This is a genomic window from Pseudomonas sp. zfem001 (assembly GCF_032621725.1).
In the GTDB taxonomy this organism is placed as follows: Bacteria; Pseudomonadota; Gammaproteobacteria; order Pseudomonadales; family Pseudomonadaceae; genus Aquipseudomonas; species Aquipseudomonas sediminis.
The window spans coordinates 50,852-67,702 of record NZ_JAVYJI010000003.1; the positions used below are offsets into that span (position 1 = coordinate 50,852).

Here is a 16,851-nt window from a genome sequence, read left to right on the forward strand (position 1 = left end):
TTATCGTCCTCATGTGTGAAACGGGCCCGAGCATGATCACCTCGCCGTGGCTCGTCGCACTGTCGGCTAGCCGACAATGGCAGGGAAGGCCACATCGCCGCGCAACCTCACAGGAGCCGCAATGCCCGATCCCCGCCATTACCTCAGCCAACTGAACCAGGGGCACTGGTTCGCCGCCTTGCCAGCAGCGCTGAGCCAGAGTCTGCTGGACATGGCCCAGGTGCAGCGCCTGGACGCCGGCCAGCGGCTGTTTCGCCGTGGCGACAAACCCAGCGGGCTGTATGCGGTGGTCGAAGGCGCCGTGCGCGTCGGCGCGGTCAGCGAGAACGGCAAGGAGGCGCTGCTGACACTGGTCGAGCCGCCTTACTGGTTCGGCGAGATTTCCCTGTTCGATGGTTTGCCGCGCACCCACGATGCCTTCACCGAAAGCGCCAGCACCCTGCTGCTGTTGCCACAGGCCGAGCTGCTCGCCCTGCTCGAACACCAGCCGCAACACTGGCGCGACTTTGCCCTGCTGATGAGCCACAAGCTGCGCCTGGCCTTCCTCGCCCTGGAAGACATGAGCCTGCTGCCCGCCGCGCCGCGCCTGGCCCGACGCCTGCTGCTGATCGCCGAAAACTACGGTGACAGCGAACCCCGCCGGGTGCTGCACCTGGCCCAGGAACAGCTGGCGCTGATGCTCTCGCTGTCACGTCAGACCACCAACCAGATCCTCAAGGAGCTGCAGGCACAAGGCGTGGTGCAGCTGACCTACGGCGAAATCGAAATTCTCGACATCGAGCACCTGCGCCAGCTGGCCTCCTGAACCGCTGGCGTCCTGCCACTGTCCAAGCCCTGTTCATTTATCCGCAGGAAGTACCGTGCCGATGCCAGACAATGCCTCCGCTCCGCTGCCCGATGTGCTCGCCGGCCCGCTGCTGCGCCGCCTGGAGCCCGGCCGCCTGGTACTGTGGCTGGTGGCGAGTCGCGAGCTGAGCCTGCAACTGTGGCTGCAGCCCGAAGGCCAGACGCAGCAGACACATGCACTGAACGAACACTGCCAGCAACTGCCGCTCGGCCGACATGCCGTGCTGCATCTGATCGACCTGCCCCTTACGCAGGCCCTGCCGCAAGACGTACGCATCGCCTATGACCTGCAGATCGTCGCTGACGATGATCCGCAAGGCATGCGCGACTGGGCACCGCACCTGATGCATGACGGCGCCGAGCATGCCGATTTCGTCCTGCGCTCGCGTGTCGATCACCTGCTCCATGGCTCCTGCCGCAAGCCACACCATGCTGCCGATGACGGCCTGCTCTGCGCCGACCGCCTGCTGGCAAGTCAGCCCGAAGCCAAGCAGCGCCCGGCCCTGCTGCTGATGAGCGGCGACCAGGTCTACGTCGACGATGTCGCTGGCCCATTGCTGTGCGCCATCCACCAACTGATCGCCCGCCTCGGCCTGTTCGATGAGTTTCTTGAAGGCGCGGTGGTCGAGGACAGCCAGGCGCTCTACGCCAACCCGGTCGGCTACTACCAGCGCGCCGAACTGCTGCCCGCGGTGAAGAGCAACCAGACCCTGCGCGACAAGTTCTTCGGCGGTGTGGAAAAGCCGGTCTTTACCAGCAACAGTGCCGACAACCACCTGGTGACCTTCGCCGAGATGATCGCCATGTACCTGCTGGTCTGGTCGCCGGTGCCCTGGACACTGATCAGCGAAAAGCAGCCGCCGCTGGATGAAGAACAACAGCAGCGTTACGCCAACGAACGCGAGCGTATCGATGCGTTCCGCCAGAATCTTGGCCAGGTCGCGCGGGTATTCGCCCACCTGCCGACGTTGATGATCTTCGACGACCACGACGTCACCGATGACTGGAACCTCTCGGCCCGCTGGGAGCAGACCGCTTATGGCCATCCGTTCTCCAAACGCATCATCGGCAACGCCCTGCTCGCCTACCTGCTGTGCCAGGGCTGGGGCAATAACCCGGACGTGTTCGAGGAGCCGCTGCAGGCCTTTCGCGAACTGCTTGAGCAGCGCCAGGACGACCATCTGCAGGCCAAGGCGCAGGACGCACTGATCGACCAGTTGCAGGGCTTCGAACAGTGGCACTACGTGCTGCCGAGCACGCCGGCGCTGCTGGTACTGGATACCCGCACACGGCGTTGGCGCAGCGAAGGGCACCTGTCGAAACCCTCGGGGCTGATGGACTGGGAGGCGCTGTGCGACTTCCAGCAGGCGCTGCTCGATCACCCCAGCTGCATCATCGTTTCAGCGGCGCCCATGTTCGGCGTGAAACTGATCGAGGGCATCCAGAAACTCTTCACACTCGCCGGCCACCCGCTGATGGTCGACGCAGAAAACTGGATGGCCCACCGCGGCGCGGCCAGCGTGATGATGAACATCTTCCGCCATTCACGTACGCCAAGAGATTTCGTCATCCTCTCCGGCGACGTGCACTACTCCTTCGTCTACCGCGTGAACATCCGCCACCGGCGCGCCAGCCCGACCATCTGGCAGATCACCAGCAGCGGCATCAAGAACGAATTCCCGGCCGACCTGCTGGACTGGTTCGACCGCCTCAATCGCTGGCTCTACGCGCCCTGGTCGCCCCTCAACTGGCTGACCAAGCGCCGCCGCATGCGCGTCACTCCGCTGATCCCCGATCGCAGCCGCTCGGGTGAACGCCTGTGGAACAGCGCCGGCCTTGGCCAGGTGTTCTTCGACGAGCAGGGCCGGCCCAAGCGCATCCTGCAGCTCAACGCGGACGGGTCAAAGCCTGCAGCGTTCATCGCCGAGCGTGAATCAGGTCCGGCGACAGCACCACTGTCCGGGCATCCTGATCGCAGTGCAGTACCGCGAGACGGCGGCACAAGCCACCCGTGAGCCGAGCGCCTACGCCAAATAGCATCAGGGCAAGTACCCGAGACTACCGGCGAATTGGCGATAGTCACCGCGAGAAAAAAACAGGCGTTACTGGAGTTATCCGATTTGCCCCATGAACCTTCTCCACTCTCTAATTAGGTTCAAACTGGCGCCACAAGATTTTTTCTAGTTCGGAGATCCCATTGAGCATTTACTCCTGCCTGTTGGAAACGCCATCCGCTCAGGTCTATCAAGCGCTTCGAGTCGGCTCTGGCCTTAGCGCAAAGACCGATGAGGCCGCCGCACGTGGCTTACCTAACAGCCTGTTTGCCGTGCAAATCCTGCATGACGGCCAACCCGTTGGAATGGGCCGCTTGATCGGTGACGGAGGCTGTTTCTTTCAAGTCGTGGACATCGCCGTTCTCAGGGAACATCAGGGCAAAGGGCTCGGCAAGCGCATCATGGGCGAGATTCTGCAGTTCATCGAAACTCATGTGCCGGAAAGTGGCTACGTGAGCCTTATTGCGGATGGGCCAGCACAAGACCTGTACGCGCAATTTGGCTTCGTTCACACAGCGCCGCGCTCTGTTGGTATGGCTTACAAACGCCCGCGGCCTGCAGAGAGCTGATGTAAGCGCCAGGCCGCTCTAGAAATGACTCCCATCATCTCTAAGTCGATGACCCGAGCGGAGCACGACTGCCGCCAATTGCTACCGCCCGGGTCATCCCCTGCGCTTCAGCGCAGCTTTTCCAGCATCTGGTAGTACCACATGCCGGCTGCCAGCATCGGGTTGCCGAGCTGGTCGCCCAGCGGCACCTTGATGTGCTTGCAGGCGGCGAAGGTGTCGTACTGCTCCAGATCACCAGTGATCGCCTTGGCCATGATCTCGCCCATGATGTGAGTGGTGGCCACGCCGTGGCCGGAGTAGCCCTGGCAATACCAGACATTGCTCGAGAGCTTGCCCAGTTGCGGGATGCGGTTCATCACGATGCCCATGGCACAGCTCCACTGGAAGTCGATCTGCACGCCCTTGAGCTGCGGGAAGGTGCTCTCGATGCACGGGCGCAGCTCGCCGGCGATATCGCGCGAATCGCGCCCGGAGTAGTTGGCGCCGCCGCCGAACAGCAGGCGACCGTCACCGGTCAGGCGGTAGTAGTCGAGCACGAAGCGACAGTCGTATACCGCCAGATCCTGCGGGTTGATCTCGCGAGCCAACTCGCCCAACGGCGCGGTGGTGACGATGCCACCCATGGCCGGGAAGATCATGCCCTTGAGCTTGCGCCGCTCCAGCTTGTGGTAGACGTCACCAGCCAGCAGCACCTGCTTGGCCTCGATACGCCCGCCCGTGGTGACCACCGCCGGACGCGGGCCGTGGACGATATCCAGCACCTCGGAATGCTCGAAGATCAGCGCGCCCAGGCTCTCGGCGGCCTTGGCTTCGCCGAGGCACAGGTTTAGCGGGTGCAGGTGCATGTTGCGGGTGTTCTTCAGCGCGCCGCAGTACAGCTCGCTGCCCAGCTGAGCGCGCACGCCAGCCGCATCGAGCAGGGTGACATCGCCGCCCATACCGCGACGCAGCGCTTCGTCGTAGGTGGCCTTGAGCTCGTCCATATGGCTGGCTTTCATCGCCGTATGCAGATGGCCGTGCTTGAGGTCGCAGTCGATGCCGTACTTGGCCACGCGGTTCTTGATGATCTCGTGGCCGCGCCAGCGCAGGTGCCAGATGAAGTCATCCACCTCCTCGCCGAGGGTGTTGCGCATCTGCTTGCGCATGGCCTCGTCGCCGGAGAGGCTGCCGGTGACCTGACCACCGTTGCGCCCGCTGGCACCCCAGCCGACCTTGTTGGTTTCCACCACGGCGACCTTGAGGCCGCGCTCGGCCAGTTCTACCGCCGTGGTGATGCCGGTGAAACCGCCGCCGATGATGGCCACGTCGACGGTCACGCTGCCCTGCAGTGTCGGGTAGTCGGTCTCGAAGTTGAGCGACGCCGAGTAGTAAGACGGCGCGCGCTCGGCGGCGGGTTTGACGGTTTGCTTGATCGCGTTCATTGCATGTCCTTGGGGCGGCTATGCCGCCGTAGGGTGCGCTGTGCGCACCGATGAATCAGTCTTCGCGGCTAAAGCCCCTCCCACAGGGGGCGCCCACAATCTCCGCACTTTGTGGGAGGGGCTTTAGCCGCGACTATTTCAAATAAGGGCCATCAGGCGTTGCTCAGATACCAGCGCCAATCCTGCTCACCGACTTCCCCCATGAACTGGCGATACTCGGCACGCTTGACGGCGAGAAAGACCTTGAGGAATTCGGCACCAAAGGCATCACGCGCCCAGTTGGAGCGCTCCAGTGCCTGGATCGACGCCAGCCACTCGGTCGGCAGCAGAGTCTTGGCCTGGGCATAACCGTTGCCTTCCACCGGCGCGCCTGGGTCGAGACGATCACGAATACCACGGTGAATCCCGGCAAGAATCGCCGCCGCGGCGAGATAGGGGTTGGCATCGGCGCCACAGATACGATGCTCGACATGCCGGGTATTGGCCGGCCCGCCCGGCACGCGCAGGCTGACGGTACGGTTATCCACACCCCAGGTTGGCGCCAGCGGCGCATAGCTGTTGGCCTGGAAACGTCGGTAGGAGTTGGCGTTGGGGCAGAACAGCAGCAGCGAGTCGAGCAGGCTGGCGAGCATGCCGCCAACCGCCTGGCGCAGCAGCGGCGTGCCGGCAGGATCTTCGCTGGCGAACAGGTTGTTGTCCTGCGCATCGGCCAGGCTCACATGCATATGCATGCCGGTGCCGGCCAGATGGTCGAACGGCTTGGCCATGAAGCAGGCCTGCATGCCGTGGCGGTGCGCCACGCCCTTGACCAGGCGCTTGTAGCGTACCGCCTGATCCATCGCCGCCAGCACCGGGCCATGCTCCAGGGTGATCTCCACCTGGCCGGGGGCGTATTCGGAAATCGCCGTGCGCGCGGGAATGCCCTGCGCCTTGCAGGCGGCATAGAGGTCGCGCAGGAAGGGCTCGATCTGTTCCAGTTCGCGCAGGCCGTAGACCTGGGTCTGCCGTGGACGACCGCCGTCGGCGTCCAGCGCCGGCTGTGGGCGCCCCTCGGCATCACGCTTCTGGTCGAGCAGATAGAACTCCAGCTCGCAGGCCATCACCGGGTAATACCCCTCGGCTTCGAGCTGCTCGATCACGCGGATCAGCAACTGACGCGGATCGGCCGGCGTGGCCGGCAGGCCTTCGGTCGGGTGCATCGACACCTGCACGGCGGCGGTGGGCATCTGCCGCCAGGGCAGGCGAACCAGGCTGCCGGGCAGCGGATAGGCGCGGCAATCGATATCGCCCACCTCCCAGACCAGGCCGGAATCTTCGACATCCTCGCCCTGGATGGACAGGCCGAGCATGGTGCTCGGCAGCGGCCGGCCGCTCTGGTACAGCGCCAGCAATTCCTCGCGGTGCAGCAGCTTGCCGCGCGGAACGCCATTTGCGTCGAGAATGAACAGCTCGATCAGCTCGATATCGGGATTGTTGGCCAGGAAATCTTGAGCTTCCTGAACAGGGGCGAAAGTCGTCATGTTGCGCTCGCTTGCGCCAGTTCGGCGCTCGGTGTCCGCACGGCCCGTTCGATTCGTGAACAGGTTGCACAGGCAGACAAGGTGATAGCAGCGGCTGCGGGCATGGCGCAGCCATCGGTATTCAGCGGGCGGGGACGGCGTCCGGCGGGCGGGCGTGGCGGCAATGCCACAGCGCCCAGAAGGCGAGAATGATCGTCAGCAGCGGGTTTAACCGCTCCAACAAGCGCCGCCGCGCGGGAGCGCGGTACAGCGGAACATGGACTTGGCAGGCCAGGGAGATCATGGTTTGGCAGCGTCGCACAGGGCTTGAGGTGCGTTAAATCGGGTTTTTCATACGCTTGGTTGTGCGCTGACTAAACAATCCACTGACGAACCAACACCGCCCCGCAGGGTGCGCCGTGCGCACCTTAAGGCTCCGGTCGATAGCCCAGACGCAAACCGCCCCAATGCTTGCCCTGCACCATGATCGGCACCGACAGGTCGTGCATCAGCTCGCCGGTATCGCGCATGTAGGTCTGCAGCAGCAGCGCCTGCTTGTGGCTGCCGCAGCGGATGCCGGTGCGGTCGTTGAACAGGCGCTTGCCGCGGCTGCGGGTCGCATCCACCGCCGGGTCGCCGCTGGGCGGGTGGTTGAACGCGGCGTTATGGGTCGCCACGTAGCCTTCCGGGGTGGTGGAGATGGCGAAGACCAGCCCTTCATGGCGCTTGAGCAAGGGCTCCTGCAACGCCGGCAGCACCTGGTCGGCGTACTGATCGAAGCGGGTGCGGTACTTCTGTGGCTGGGTGCCGGCGATTGGTTGGTAGCGACGGTCGAACAGATCATCGTGGCTGATGCGACCGACCTGCAGGTCCTGCTCGAACTGCGCCGCGATCGCTGCTGCGCCTTCGCGGGCCAGGTCAAAGGCGCGCTGGTGGTAATCATCCAGGCCCACTTCGGCGAGCTGCTCGCTGACCGTCTCGGCCTGGCCAACCAACTGTTCGGCAGCATCGGCCAGTTGCCGCGTCTGCCCTTCGCTGCCCTGCACGTCGTCCTGCAATTGCAACGCAGCAGCCGACAGGCTGGCCAGACGCTGGTGGTTGTCCGCCGTGCCGGCGCTGATCTGCGCCACCTGCTGCTCGACTTCCTCGGCCTGGTCGGCAATACCGTGCAGACGGCTGCCGGCCGTTTCTATCTGCTGCGCCGCCTGCTCCAGCTCGACGCTCTGACGCTGGATATGCGCGACCACCGCCGTACTCTGCTGGCGAATGTCGGCGATCATCTGGCTGACTTCCTCGGTGGCACTGGCGGTGCGCGCAGCGAGGTTGCGCACCTCGTCGGCGACCACGGCAAAGCCCCGGCCCATCTCACCGGCGCGCGCGGCCTCGATGGCCGCATTGAGTGCCAGCAGGTTGGTCTGGCTGGCGATGGACTGGATCACCTGGGTGACCTGTTCGATCTGTTCGGTACGGCTGCCGAGACCGTCGATCAGCTCACGGCTGGCCAGGGTCTGCGCGCTGAGTTGCTGCATGCGCTCGATGGCCTGATTGAGTTCGGCCTGACCGTTAGCGCTGGCATCACGCACATGTCGGGCCGCGCTCAAGGTGTGCTCGGCGCGGGCGGCGCTGTCCTGCTCGGTGTGGGTGATGGCCTCGGCAGCCTGGCTGACCTGCTGCACCGCCGTCAGTTGCGATTGCAGGCGACTGGCCAGGTGCTTGACCGCATGGGCCACCTTGGCTGCGGACAGCGCGTTGTGACAGGTGTGACGCGACAGCCCGCGGCTGAGCTCGACGAAGTCAGCGCTGGCGACCTGCTGCGTGGCGGGCAAACCGTCGTCGCGGCGCTGCCATGGTCCCAGCCAGGGCCACAGCGCCAGCAGCAGGAAAGACAACACGCTGACATAGGGCGGTAGCTGCACCTGCTGGTAGACCAGCATCAACGCAGCCAGCCCCAGGGCGTGGAGAAGACAGGCAACAGGTGAACGGACAAAGGCAGCTTGCATGACCGACCTCAGAGTTCTTGTTCTGGTGCGCGGCGAGGCGCTGTAGGCGGACGGGGTCACGGCGGGTTCTCTCCTTGAATATCCCACGCAACCTGGGCAGCAGGCTACGCGTAAGACAGGCCCGACGAAAAATAAGCGTGTGCAGGTCGGGCACCATGACCGGGATTCGAGCAGCTTGGAAGCACCAGCACCATAAAACTTTGGTAGCACACTGCCATGAATTTAGACGGTCAGGCCCGTGGTAGGCTGATCGAAAAGGCCTCCAGAGCAACCCTTGCCAGGAACACATCTACTGTATCGACGCTTAACCCGGTGACATTAGCGGACGGCCGCAAGACCACTACGCCTCGGCTTCCATGGCCAGCTACCCCACCATGCGATGGCGTTTCACGAAACGCCGGTCCAGCCAGTCCTTGCAATGACCGTACAACTGCCCGCCGGCACTCCAGTCGTGCCAGCCGAGCAGCGCCCCGCCGTCGCCAGTGGCGAGCAGAGCCAGGCTCTGCCACTGCGCGCGATACGGGCGCAGCGGGCGCCCCTGCAGCGCGGCCTGCAGGTTGAAGCTCAGTACCGGTGCCTGGCGCACCGCGAAACGGCCGCTGCGGCGCATACCATCGAGGCTGGCGCTGTCGCCGACGGCGAATATCTGCGCGTGGGATTCGCATTGCAGGGTTGGGCGAATGGCGATGAATCCAGCGGCGTCGCTGGCCAGCTGGCTCGCCGTCAGCCACGGCCAGGGACGCGCACCGCTGGCCAGCAGCAGGCGCCGTCCGCGCCATACCGGTTCATCGCCGCTGAGCAGCCAGTCATCCTCTATTCGGCCGATCGGGCAGTGCTCGCGCACCTGCACGCCACGCTGACGCAGATGCCCCAGCGCGCGCAGGCGCAGCCCGGGGGCCAGCCCGTCGAGCAACGATCCGCCACAGAACAGTGCCAGCGCCGGCACCTTGTCGGCCAGGGCCAGAGCCAGTTCCACCCCACCAGCGCCACCACCGAGAATCGCCATGCGGCGTGGCTCGGCCTGCCACTGCTGCCAGCCTTCGAGCAGCCGCTCGATGGGTCTGGCAGCCAGCACCTGCATGCCATCGCCCTGCTGCGGAGGAATGGCCATACCGGCACCGACGTTGAGCGACAACCACTCGCTCTGCAGGCTACGACCATCGCCGAGTTGCAGGATGCGCGCATCGGCATCGAGCGCAGCGATCTCGCCCTCGATCAGGTCTACCTTGGCCGCGCGGCACAGTGGCTGCAGCTCCACGCGGCAATCTGCCGGGCTGAAACGGCCGCTGATCAGCCCCGGCAGCATGCCGGCGTACCAGGCTTCCGGGCCCGGGCTGAGCAAGGCGATACGGCCTGGCGGGCGCTCCACCAACGCCCAGCGGCGCAACACACCAAGGTGGGCATGGCCGGCCCCGGCCAGAATCAGGTCGTACTGGGTCATGCGTTAATTGCATCCGTCGCGGTACTGGCTCGGCACTTGGCCGGCACAGCGTTTGAAAGCTCGATAGTCCAATTCATGCTCGTGCAGCAGGGCAGACCATTCTGCGGGCTCTGACGCCTGCCACGACACAGCAAAGTCACACTCGGGCAAAGAGAGTGTCGTTACACCCGCGTAACCGCAACCGTTGACCGCAAGAAACTTGTGACGTGCTGTAAGCCGTCATTCGTCGCGCGATCCAGACGGATGAGACTCGCAGCGCAATCATCACGCCAGTAGTCGGCTAGAATCCACATGCGCCCGACCGCTCCTCAGACAGAACAGTGTCCATCGGACTTCGGCGCCCTCGTAGTAGCCATGAGGCGCCCTGGATGCTCCGCCCGTTTCGCTCACTGCTGTTGCTGCTCTGCCTGGCCTGCGTCATACCGGCCTGGGCGGATAGCGCGCTGCCGTTGCTCAAGCTCAGTGCCGCCGATCTGGTATCGCCAGTGAGCATCGAGCGCAGTGTGCTGCTGGAAGACCCCAGCGGCCATTTGACCGCCAGCGAAGTATTGCAGCGCATAGGCGAGGAAGGCCAAGAGGTGCACGGCACTGCGCGCATCGGCTACACCCGCAGCGCCTGGTGGCTTGCCGTGCAGTTGCAGACACCGCCGGCAGAACGCTTGCAACTGATCATTGGCCAGACCTTCCTCGATGACCTGGAGATCTGGCTGTTCGACGGCGACACGCCGCTCGGCCCGCTGTACAGCGGTGCAAAACGTCCGTTCGCCCAGCGTGGCGAGCCCTACCCCCAGTTCCTGCTCAACCTGCCACGTCTGGGCGAAGGCCCTCACAGCCTGCTGCTGCGCGTAGAGAGTCATTCGGCGATCAACCTGCCGCTGCAGGTAGTCGGCGCCGCGCAGGGCCAACAACTGATCGCCTACAGCTGGCTGCAGAGCGGCCTGCTGATCGGTGCACTGCTCGCCCTGGCGCTGTTCTATCTGGTCAAGTACAGCACCCTGCGCGAAGCGCAACTGGCCTACTTCAGCCTCACCTCGTTGTGCGTGGCGCTGTACAACGCCAGCCTGTACAACCTGGCCGGCCTGCTCTGGCCGCAGTGGTCGCTGCTGCCCAAGTTGCTGGTCAACCTGCCCACTGCCGGGATGATGATCTTCAGCTCGCTGTTCATCGCCAGTGCCCTGGGCCTGCACCTGGGCCGTATGCGCTGGCTGCGCGACGCCTTGTTCGCGGCCACCTTGCTGGTCAGCCTCGGCGGCGTCTTCGTCGACCACCCCCACGCCTATCAGACCCTCAACCTGCTGACCCTGGCCACCGGGCTTTACCAACTGCTGCTGATGGTGCTTGGCGTCCATCAGCGCCGTCCCTACGCGCCCGGCTATCTGGTGTGCTGGAGCGCGGCGCTGGTGCTGATGCTGCTGGTGCCGCTGAGCCGCGCCGGGCTGATTCCGCTGCCTGCCGGCTTCTATGCGCTGTATGCCTACCTGCCGGCGCTGAGCATGCTGCTGTTCGGCGCCCTGCTCGACAAGCAGCTGGAACGCGTACGCCGCGTGCTGCTGAGCAGCCAGGAGCAGGCCATCGACAATCTGGAGCAGTACCAGGCGCTGTTCCGCCACAGCGGCGAAGGCATCTTCCGCTGCCAGCGCGACGGCCAGTTGCTGGAAGCCAACCCGAGCCTGGCGCGCCTGCTTGGCAGCGAGACCCTGCCGGACGATCTCAGCCAGCTGTCCCTGCAGAGCCTGGTGGGGGAAACCCAGTGGCGCTGGCTGCTGCTGCAACTTGACGTGCAGGCCGGCGCGGTCAGTTGCGAGTGCCAGCTGTACGACCTCGAGCAGCGCCCCCGCTGGGTCTACCTGTCGCTGCACCTGCGCCCGCATCAGGAGTCCATCGAAGGCATCGTGGTCGACCTCAGCGAGCGCCGAGCACTGGAAGAACGCCTGCAACAGCTGGCCGCCCACGATGCCCTGACCGGCCTGCTGAATCGTCGCGAGCTGGAAAGACTGCTTTCGGAAACCCTCAGCGGCGCAGCCAAACGGCGCTTCAGCCACCTGCTGCTGCTGGGGCTGGATCGCTTCAAGCAGGTCAACGACCTGTTCGGCCATTCGGCCGGCGACCAGTTGCTGAAACAGCTGGCCGGCCAGTTGCTGCATCAGCTACCGCGCCATGCCGAGCTGGCCCGCGTTGGCGGCGACGAGTTCGCTATTCTCCTGCGTGAAGTCGATGACGACGCCGCGCTGAGCCAGGCCGAGCAGTTGCGCCGAGCCGTCGAGCAGTTCGTTTTCACCTGGCAAGGACGGCCCTTCCGCCTGCACGCCAGTATCGGCATGCTCGCGCTCAGCTCCGGCGTACGCGACTGGGAAACCGCGCTGAACTGGGCCAGCAGCGCCAGCCAGTTGGCCAAGCATCAGGGCCGCAACCGTGTGCAGCAGTTCAACCCGGCCGACGGCGCCCTGCTCGAACATCAACGCCAACTGCAGTGGATCACCCGCCTGCGCGAGGCCACCGAGCGCGGTCATTTCGAGCTGTTCTTCCAACCGGTGCAGGCGCTGCAGAACGCGGCCAGCGGCCTGCACTATGAAGTGCTGCTGCGTTACCGCGACCCACAGAGCGGCGAGTGGATCAGCCCGGCGCAGTTTCTCGACGCGGCGGCGCGCTACGATTTTCTCGGCGCCATCGACCGCTGGGTCGTCCAGCACTTGTGTGCCTGGCTGGCAGCCAACCCACGGCACCTGGCGCAACTGGCCCAGGTCAACGTCAACCTCAGCGCCAGCTCGTTGCTCGACTGCACCTTCCATCGCCTGCTGCAGGACGAACTGCAGTACCACGGCTTGCCGCCCGGCAAACTGTGTATCGAGGTGACGGAAATGGTCGCCCTGGGTGAGCTGGGCGTCTCCGCCCAGTGGATCGAGGAGCTACGCAGCAAGGGGCTGAAAGTCGCCCTGGATGACTTTGGCAGCGGCTTCGCTTCCTACGCTTATCTGCGTCACCTGCCGCTGGATATTCTCAAGATCGACGGCAGCTTCATCAGTGGCATCGAGAACGACCCGATCAACCAGGCCATGGTCGGCTCCATGCGCCAGATCGCCGGACAACTAGGGCTGCTCACCGTCGCCGAGTTCGTCGAAACCCAGGCCAGCCTGGACTGCCTGCGCCGCCTGGGTATCGACTACGCTCAGGGCTACTTCGTTGGTCGCCCGCAGCCCTTGCGGCAACTGGCCGACGATGCGCGTCGCCACGGCACTCAGGAGGCCTGATAGAGCGCCGCCGGCAAGCGCTCGAGCAGCGCCGGGTCCAATCGCAACATGCGCACGCAACGCGCCTCGACCAGGCTTTCAGGTGCTTCGTTGGCCGGTAGCGCCAGCAGCAAGCCGCTGAGGTTGAGCACCAGTGCCTCACGCGAGAACACGCCACTGCCCAGGCCGTAGAACGCCGCGATCAACTCGCGCAGACCGAAGGGCAGACGCCAGCGGATACGCAAGGCCGAGCCGAAGCTCGCCGAGCGGCGCGGCATCGCATCGGCGATCTGCTCATCGCTCAACTCACCGCCAGATTCCTGCCAGTCCTGCAGGCTGCGCAGCAGCGCCAGCTCCCCCAGGTTGTGCAGCAGGCCAGCGGTGTAACACAACTCGGCATCCAGCTTCAGTTCCAACGCCAGCCAGCGCGCCAGCTCGGCACTGCGCCGCGCCTGTTGCCAGGTGTGGCTGGCCAGTTCGGCCAGGCGCGGGTCACGCAACTGGGCGTTGCGCTGCACCGCCAGGCCGAGTACCAGGTTCAGCGTGCGCGCCACACCCAAACGATGCAGTGCCTGGGCCAGGGTATGACAAGGCACGCCCTGATGCTGCGCGGCGGTACTGGCGGCGGCGATCAGCAACGCGGTGATCTGCGGGTCACTGCCGAACACGGCCTCCAGCTCGCCGAGGTCCTGCTCGCCGGTCTGCAACCCCTGGCTCACGGCATTGCGCACGTCGCTGAGCAACGGCGCACCCTGCCCCTCTTCGCGCACCGTATCGAGAAAGTCGCGCAGGTCACTGACCAGCAGCGGCTGACGCACCACTACCGTAGCCACTGGTGAGGGCAGTAGTGCCAGCAGACGCTGACGCAGGCTTTCAGCATTGAAGGGTTTGCCCAGGTAAGCACTGGGCGCCAGTGGCCTTGCGGCCCGCACGCTGCTGGCATCCAGACGGCCGCTGATCAGTACGAACGGCAGCGCTGGTGTACGTGGATGCCGACGCAGTTGTCGCAGCAACTCCAGACCATCGAGCCCCGGCAGCTCGCCATCAGCGATCACCAGATCAGGCAGGCGACGTTTGCAGCGCGCCAGTGCTGCCTGGCCATCGCTGAACTGCAGCACGTGAGCATCACTGCGCACGTCGAGCACCAACTGCTGCAACAGGTTGGACGTCCAGGGGTCAGCCTCGGCGATCAGAACTTCCACACGGTGAGCTGAAGCGGTCATGCGAGCCTCTGGACGATAGCGAAGGGGGAGCGCTTGCGCCGGCATTCCGTGCAAACCTGAGAAAGAGGTCAGCTCCATTGTAACGGCGCAGTCTAAACCGCGGCTTTACGGGAAGTCAGCCGGCATTGGCAGACTGCCCTGGAAATTGCGCAACGACAAAAATCTCAGGCATAAAAAAGCCCGCCAAAAGGCGGGCTTCTTCGTCAGGCAGCCGATCAATTACTTGATCTTGGCTTCCTTGTACATCACGTGCTTGCGTACGACCGGATCGAATTTCTTGATTTCGATCTTGTCAGGGGTGGTGCGCTTGTTCTTGTCGGTGGTGTAGAAGTGGCCGGTACCGGCGCTGGACACCAAACGGATCAGTTCACGCATGACTCTCTCCTTAAACCTTTTCGCCGCGAGCGCGCAGCTCGGACAGCACTACATCGATGCCACGCTTGTCGATAACACGCATGCCTTTGGCAGATACGCGCAGACGCACGAAGCGCTTCTCGGACTCGACCCAGAAGCGATGGTGCTGCAGGTTCGGCAGGAAACGACGACGGGTTTTGTTGTTTGCGTGGGAAATGTTGTTCCCGGTTACCGGACCCTTACCGGTAACTTGACAGACTCTCGACATGCCTCAGCCCTCTAAAACCACATGCCCAACCCGGCATGGGTTGGCCGCTTAAACTCAATGTCATTGGCGCTCGGCGCCGCGTTTCTCGAGGGTCTTACCGGGCGCACTGGATAGCGCAAGAACCGGGCCCCTAGAAAAGAGCGCTGCTTTATACCAGAAAGCCCTGGGAGCAACAAGGAAAACCGCAGGATAAAACACAATCCCGGGTCAGCAGACCCGCCGGGGGCCGGCCCGTTGGGGCCTGCTCAAGATTTGACCGCTCGTCGCCTCGATCAGGTATTCAGCGCCCGGCAAATCGACTAGGGTTGCAAGCTTGCCGTCAACGCCAGGAATGAGGACCTCACCATGCGCCTGTTGCTCGCTGCTCTACTGTGCACCCCGATCCTGACCCAGGCTGCCACCCTCAGCATATGCACCGAAGCCAGCCCTGAGGGTTTCGACGTGGTGCAGTACAACTCGCTGACCACTACCAATGCCTCGGCAGACATGCTGATGAACCGCCTGGTCGAATTCGACGCCGAGCAAGGCAAGCTACTGCCGAGCCTGGCGCGCAGCTGGTCGATCTCCGCCGACGGCCTGGTCTACGACTTCACGCTGCGCGACGACGTGCAATTTCACCACAGCGCCGACTTCACGCCCAGCCGCCACCTCGATTCTCAGGACGTGCTGTTCAGCTTCCAGCGCATGCTCGACGAGCAGCACCCCTGGCATGCGGTGGCCGCCAGCGGTTACCCACACGCCCAGTCGATGCAGTGGCCCAGCCTGATCGCCAAGGTCGAGGCGCCGGATGCCCACAGCGTGCGCATTACCCTGAATCGCCGCGACGCCACCTTCCTCGCCACCCTGAGCATGGGCTTCGCCTCGATCTATTCCGCCGAATACGCCGACAAGCTGATGGCCGCCGGCACCCCGCAGAAGCTCAATAGCGCGCCGGTGGGCAGCGGTCCGTTCGTCTTCGAGCGTTTCCAGAAGGATGCCGTGGTGCGCTACCGCGCCAACCCGGACTACTTCGCTGGCAAGCCGGGCGTGGACCGAGTGATCTTCGCCATCACCCCGGATAGCAACGTGCGCCTGCAGAAGCTGCGCCGCGGCGAATGCCAGATCGCCCTGTCACCGAAACCGCAGGACGTGCAGGCCATCGCTGGCGACACCAAGCTGAAAAGCGCACAGACCGCCGCCTTCATGACCGCCTTCGTCGGCATCAACAGTCAGCATGCGCCGCTGGACAAGCCGCAGGTGCGCCAGGCGATCAACCTGGCGTTCGATAAGGCCAGCTACGTCAAGGCCGTGTTCGAAGGCAGCGCCGAGCCCGCCAACGGCCCCTACCCACCGAACACCTGGAGTTACGCCAGCGAACTGCCCGGCTACGCGCACGAGCCTGCAAAAGCACGCGCCTTACTGGCCGAAGCAGGCCTGGCTGACGGCTTCAAGACCACCATCTGGACGCGCCCCAGCGGCAGCCTGCTCAACCCCAACCCGAGCCTCGGCGCGCAACTGCTGCAGGCAGACCTGGCCAAGGTCGGCATCGACGCTGAAATACGCGTGATCGAGTGGGGCGAACTGATCCGCCGCGCCAAGGCCGGCGAACACGACCTGCTATTCATGGGCTGGGCAGGCGACAACGGCGACCCGGACAACTTCCTCACTCCGCAGTTTTCCTGCGCTTCGGTCGAGTCAGGTCTGAACTTCGCCCGTTTTTGCGATGAGGCGCTGGACAAGCTGATCGCTGATGGCAAAACCAGCAGCGACCAGAGCGAGCGCAGCCGCCTCTATCACCAGGCGCAGCAGATCATTCAGGAGCAGGCGCTGTGGCTGCCGCTGGCCCACCCCACCGCCTTCGCGCTGCTCAGCGAGAAGGTGCAGGGTTACAAGGTCAGCCCGTTCGGCCGACAGGATTTCGCCTCGGTGCAGATCACACCATAAGGCGCCATCGTGGTGGGCTGAAGCCC

The 16,851-nt window shown here is 64.4% G+C and carries 12 protein-coding genes; 5 read left to right on the forward strand and 7 right to left on the reverse strand.

Translation table 11 applies throughout. The annotated features are described in order from the left end of the window. Positions 1–121 precede the first annotated feature (121 nt). The 3 genes from RTH74_RS12380 (at position 122) to RTH74_RS12390 (ending at position 3,469) form a co-directional block, all read left to right on the forward strand. Positions 122–805 (forward strand): Crp/Fnr family transcriptional regulator, encoded by a 684-nt coding sequence (locus tag RTH74_RS12380; RefSeq protein WP_316914868.1) that lies wholly within the window; start codon positions 122–124, stop codon positions 803–805. Positions 806–866: 61 nt separating this feature from the next. Continuing rightward, positions 867–2,861, forward strand: coding sequence for an alkaline phosphatase family protein (locus RTH74_RS12385; RefSeq protein ID WP_316914869.1), 1,995 nt, complete (start codon positions 867–869; stop codon positions 2,859–2,861). Between the two features lie 182 nt (positions 2,862–3,043). Beyond that, positions 3,044–3,469 (forward strand): GNAT family N-acetyltransferase, encoded by a 426-nt coding sequence (locus RTH74_RS12390; protein ID WP_316914870.1) that lies wholly within the window; start codon positions 3,044–3,046, stop codon positions 3,467–3,469. A gap of 107 nt (positions 3,470–3,576) precedes the next feature. Here the strand turns inward: RTH74_RS12390 and RTH74_RS12395 are convergent, their stop codons facing one another. From RTH74_RS12395 to RTH74_RS12410, 4 genes are all read right to left on the reverse strand, one after another. After that, positions 3,577–4,890 carry an FAD-binding oxidoreductase gene (locus RTH74_RS12395; RefSeq protein ID WP_316914871.1) on the reverse strand — a complete coding sequence of 438 codons (1,314 nt, stop codon included), beginning with the start codon at positions 4,888–4,890 and terminating at the stop codon, positions 3,577–3,579. A 152-nt stretch (positions 4,891–5,042) separates the two neighbouring features. Continuing rightward, a complete protein-coding gene (locus tag RTH74_RS12400; protein ID WP_316914872.1) occupies positions 5,043–6,410 on the reverse strand; it encodes a glutamine synthetase family protein in 1,368 nt (455 codons plus the stop codon). Positions 6,411–6,817: 407 nt separating this feature from the next. Next, positions 6,818–8,389, reverse strand: coding sequence for a methyl-accepting chemotaxis protein (locus tag RTH74_RS12405; RefSeq protein ID WP_316914873.1), 1,572 nt, complete (start codon positions 8,387–8,389; stop codon positions 6,818–6,820). A 364-nt stretch (positions 8,390–8,753) separates the two neighbouring features. Beyond that, positions 8,754–9,830, reverse strand: a complete 1,077-nt coding sequence (locus tag RTH74_RS12410; protein WP_099526704.1) for an FAD-dependent oxidoreductase — start codon at positions 9,828–9,830, stop codon at positions 8,754–8,756. A 368-nt stretch (positions 9,831–10,198) separates the two neighbouring features. Between RTH74_RS12410 and RTH74_RS12415 the strand changes: the two genes are divergently transcribed. Continuing rightward, positions 10,199–13,078: an EAL domain-containing protein gene (locus RTH74_RS12415; RefSeq protein WP_316914874.1), complete on the forward strand. Its 2,880-nt coding sequence runs from the start codon at positions 10,199–10,201 to the stop codon at positions 13,076–13,078. Here the strand turns inward: RTH74_RS12415 and RTH74_RS12420 are convergent. The 3 genes from RTH74_RS12420 to rpmB all read right to left on the reverse strand — a co-directional run bounded on the left by RTH74_RS12420 (position 13,066) and on the right by rpmB (position 14,902). After that, positions 13,066–14,280: an HDOD domain-containing protein gene (locus tag RTH74_RS12420; RefSeq protein ID WP_316914875.1), complete on the reverse strand. Its 1,215-nt coding sequence runs from the start codon at positions 14,278–14,280 to the stop codon at positions 13,066–13,068. The genes RTH74_RS12415 and RTH74_RS12420 overlap by 13 nt on opposite strands. A 219-nt stretch (positions 14,281–14,499) precedes the next feature. Beyond that, positions 14,500–14,655, reverse strand: coding sequence for a 50S ribosomal protein L33 (rpmG, locus tag RTH74_RS12425; protein ID WP_003464575.1), 156 nt, complete (start codon positions 14,653–14,655; stop codon positions 14,500–14,502). 10 nt (positions 14,656–14,665) lie between these two features. Further along, entirely contained in the window at positions 14,666–14,902 is a 237-nt protein-coding gene (gene rpmB, locus RTH74_RS12430; protein WP_016495372.1) for a 50S ribosomal protein L28, read from the reverse strand. Positions 14,903–15,247: 345 nt separating this feature from the next. On the opposite strand from rpmB, the gene RTH74_RS12435 reads away from it, so the two are divergent. Then, a complete protein-coding gene (locus RTH74_RS12435) occupies positions 15,248–16,825 on the forward strand; it encodes an ABC transporter substrate-binding protein (RefSeq protein ID WP_316914876.1) in 1,578 nt (525 codons plus the stop codon). Positions 16,826–16,851: the final 26 nt, after the last annotated feature.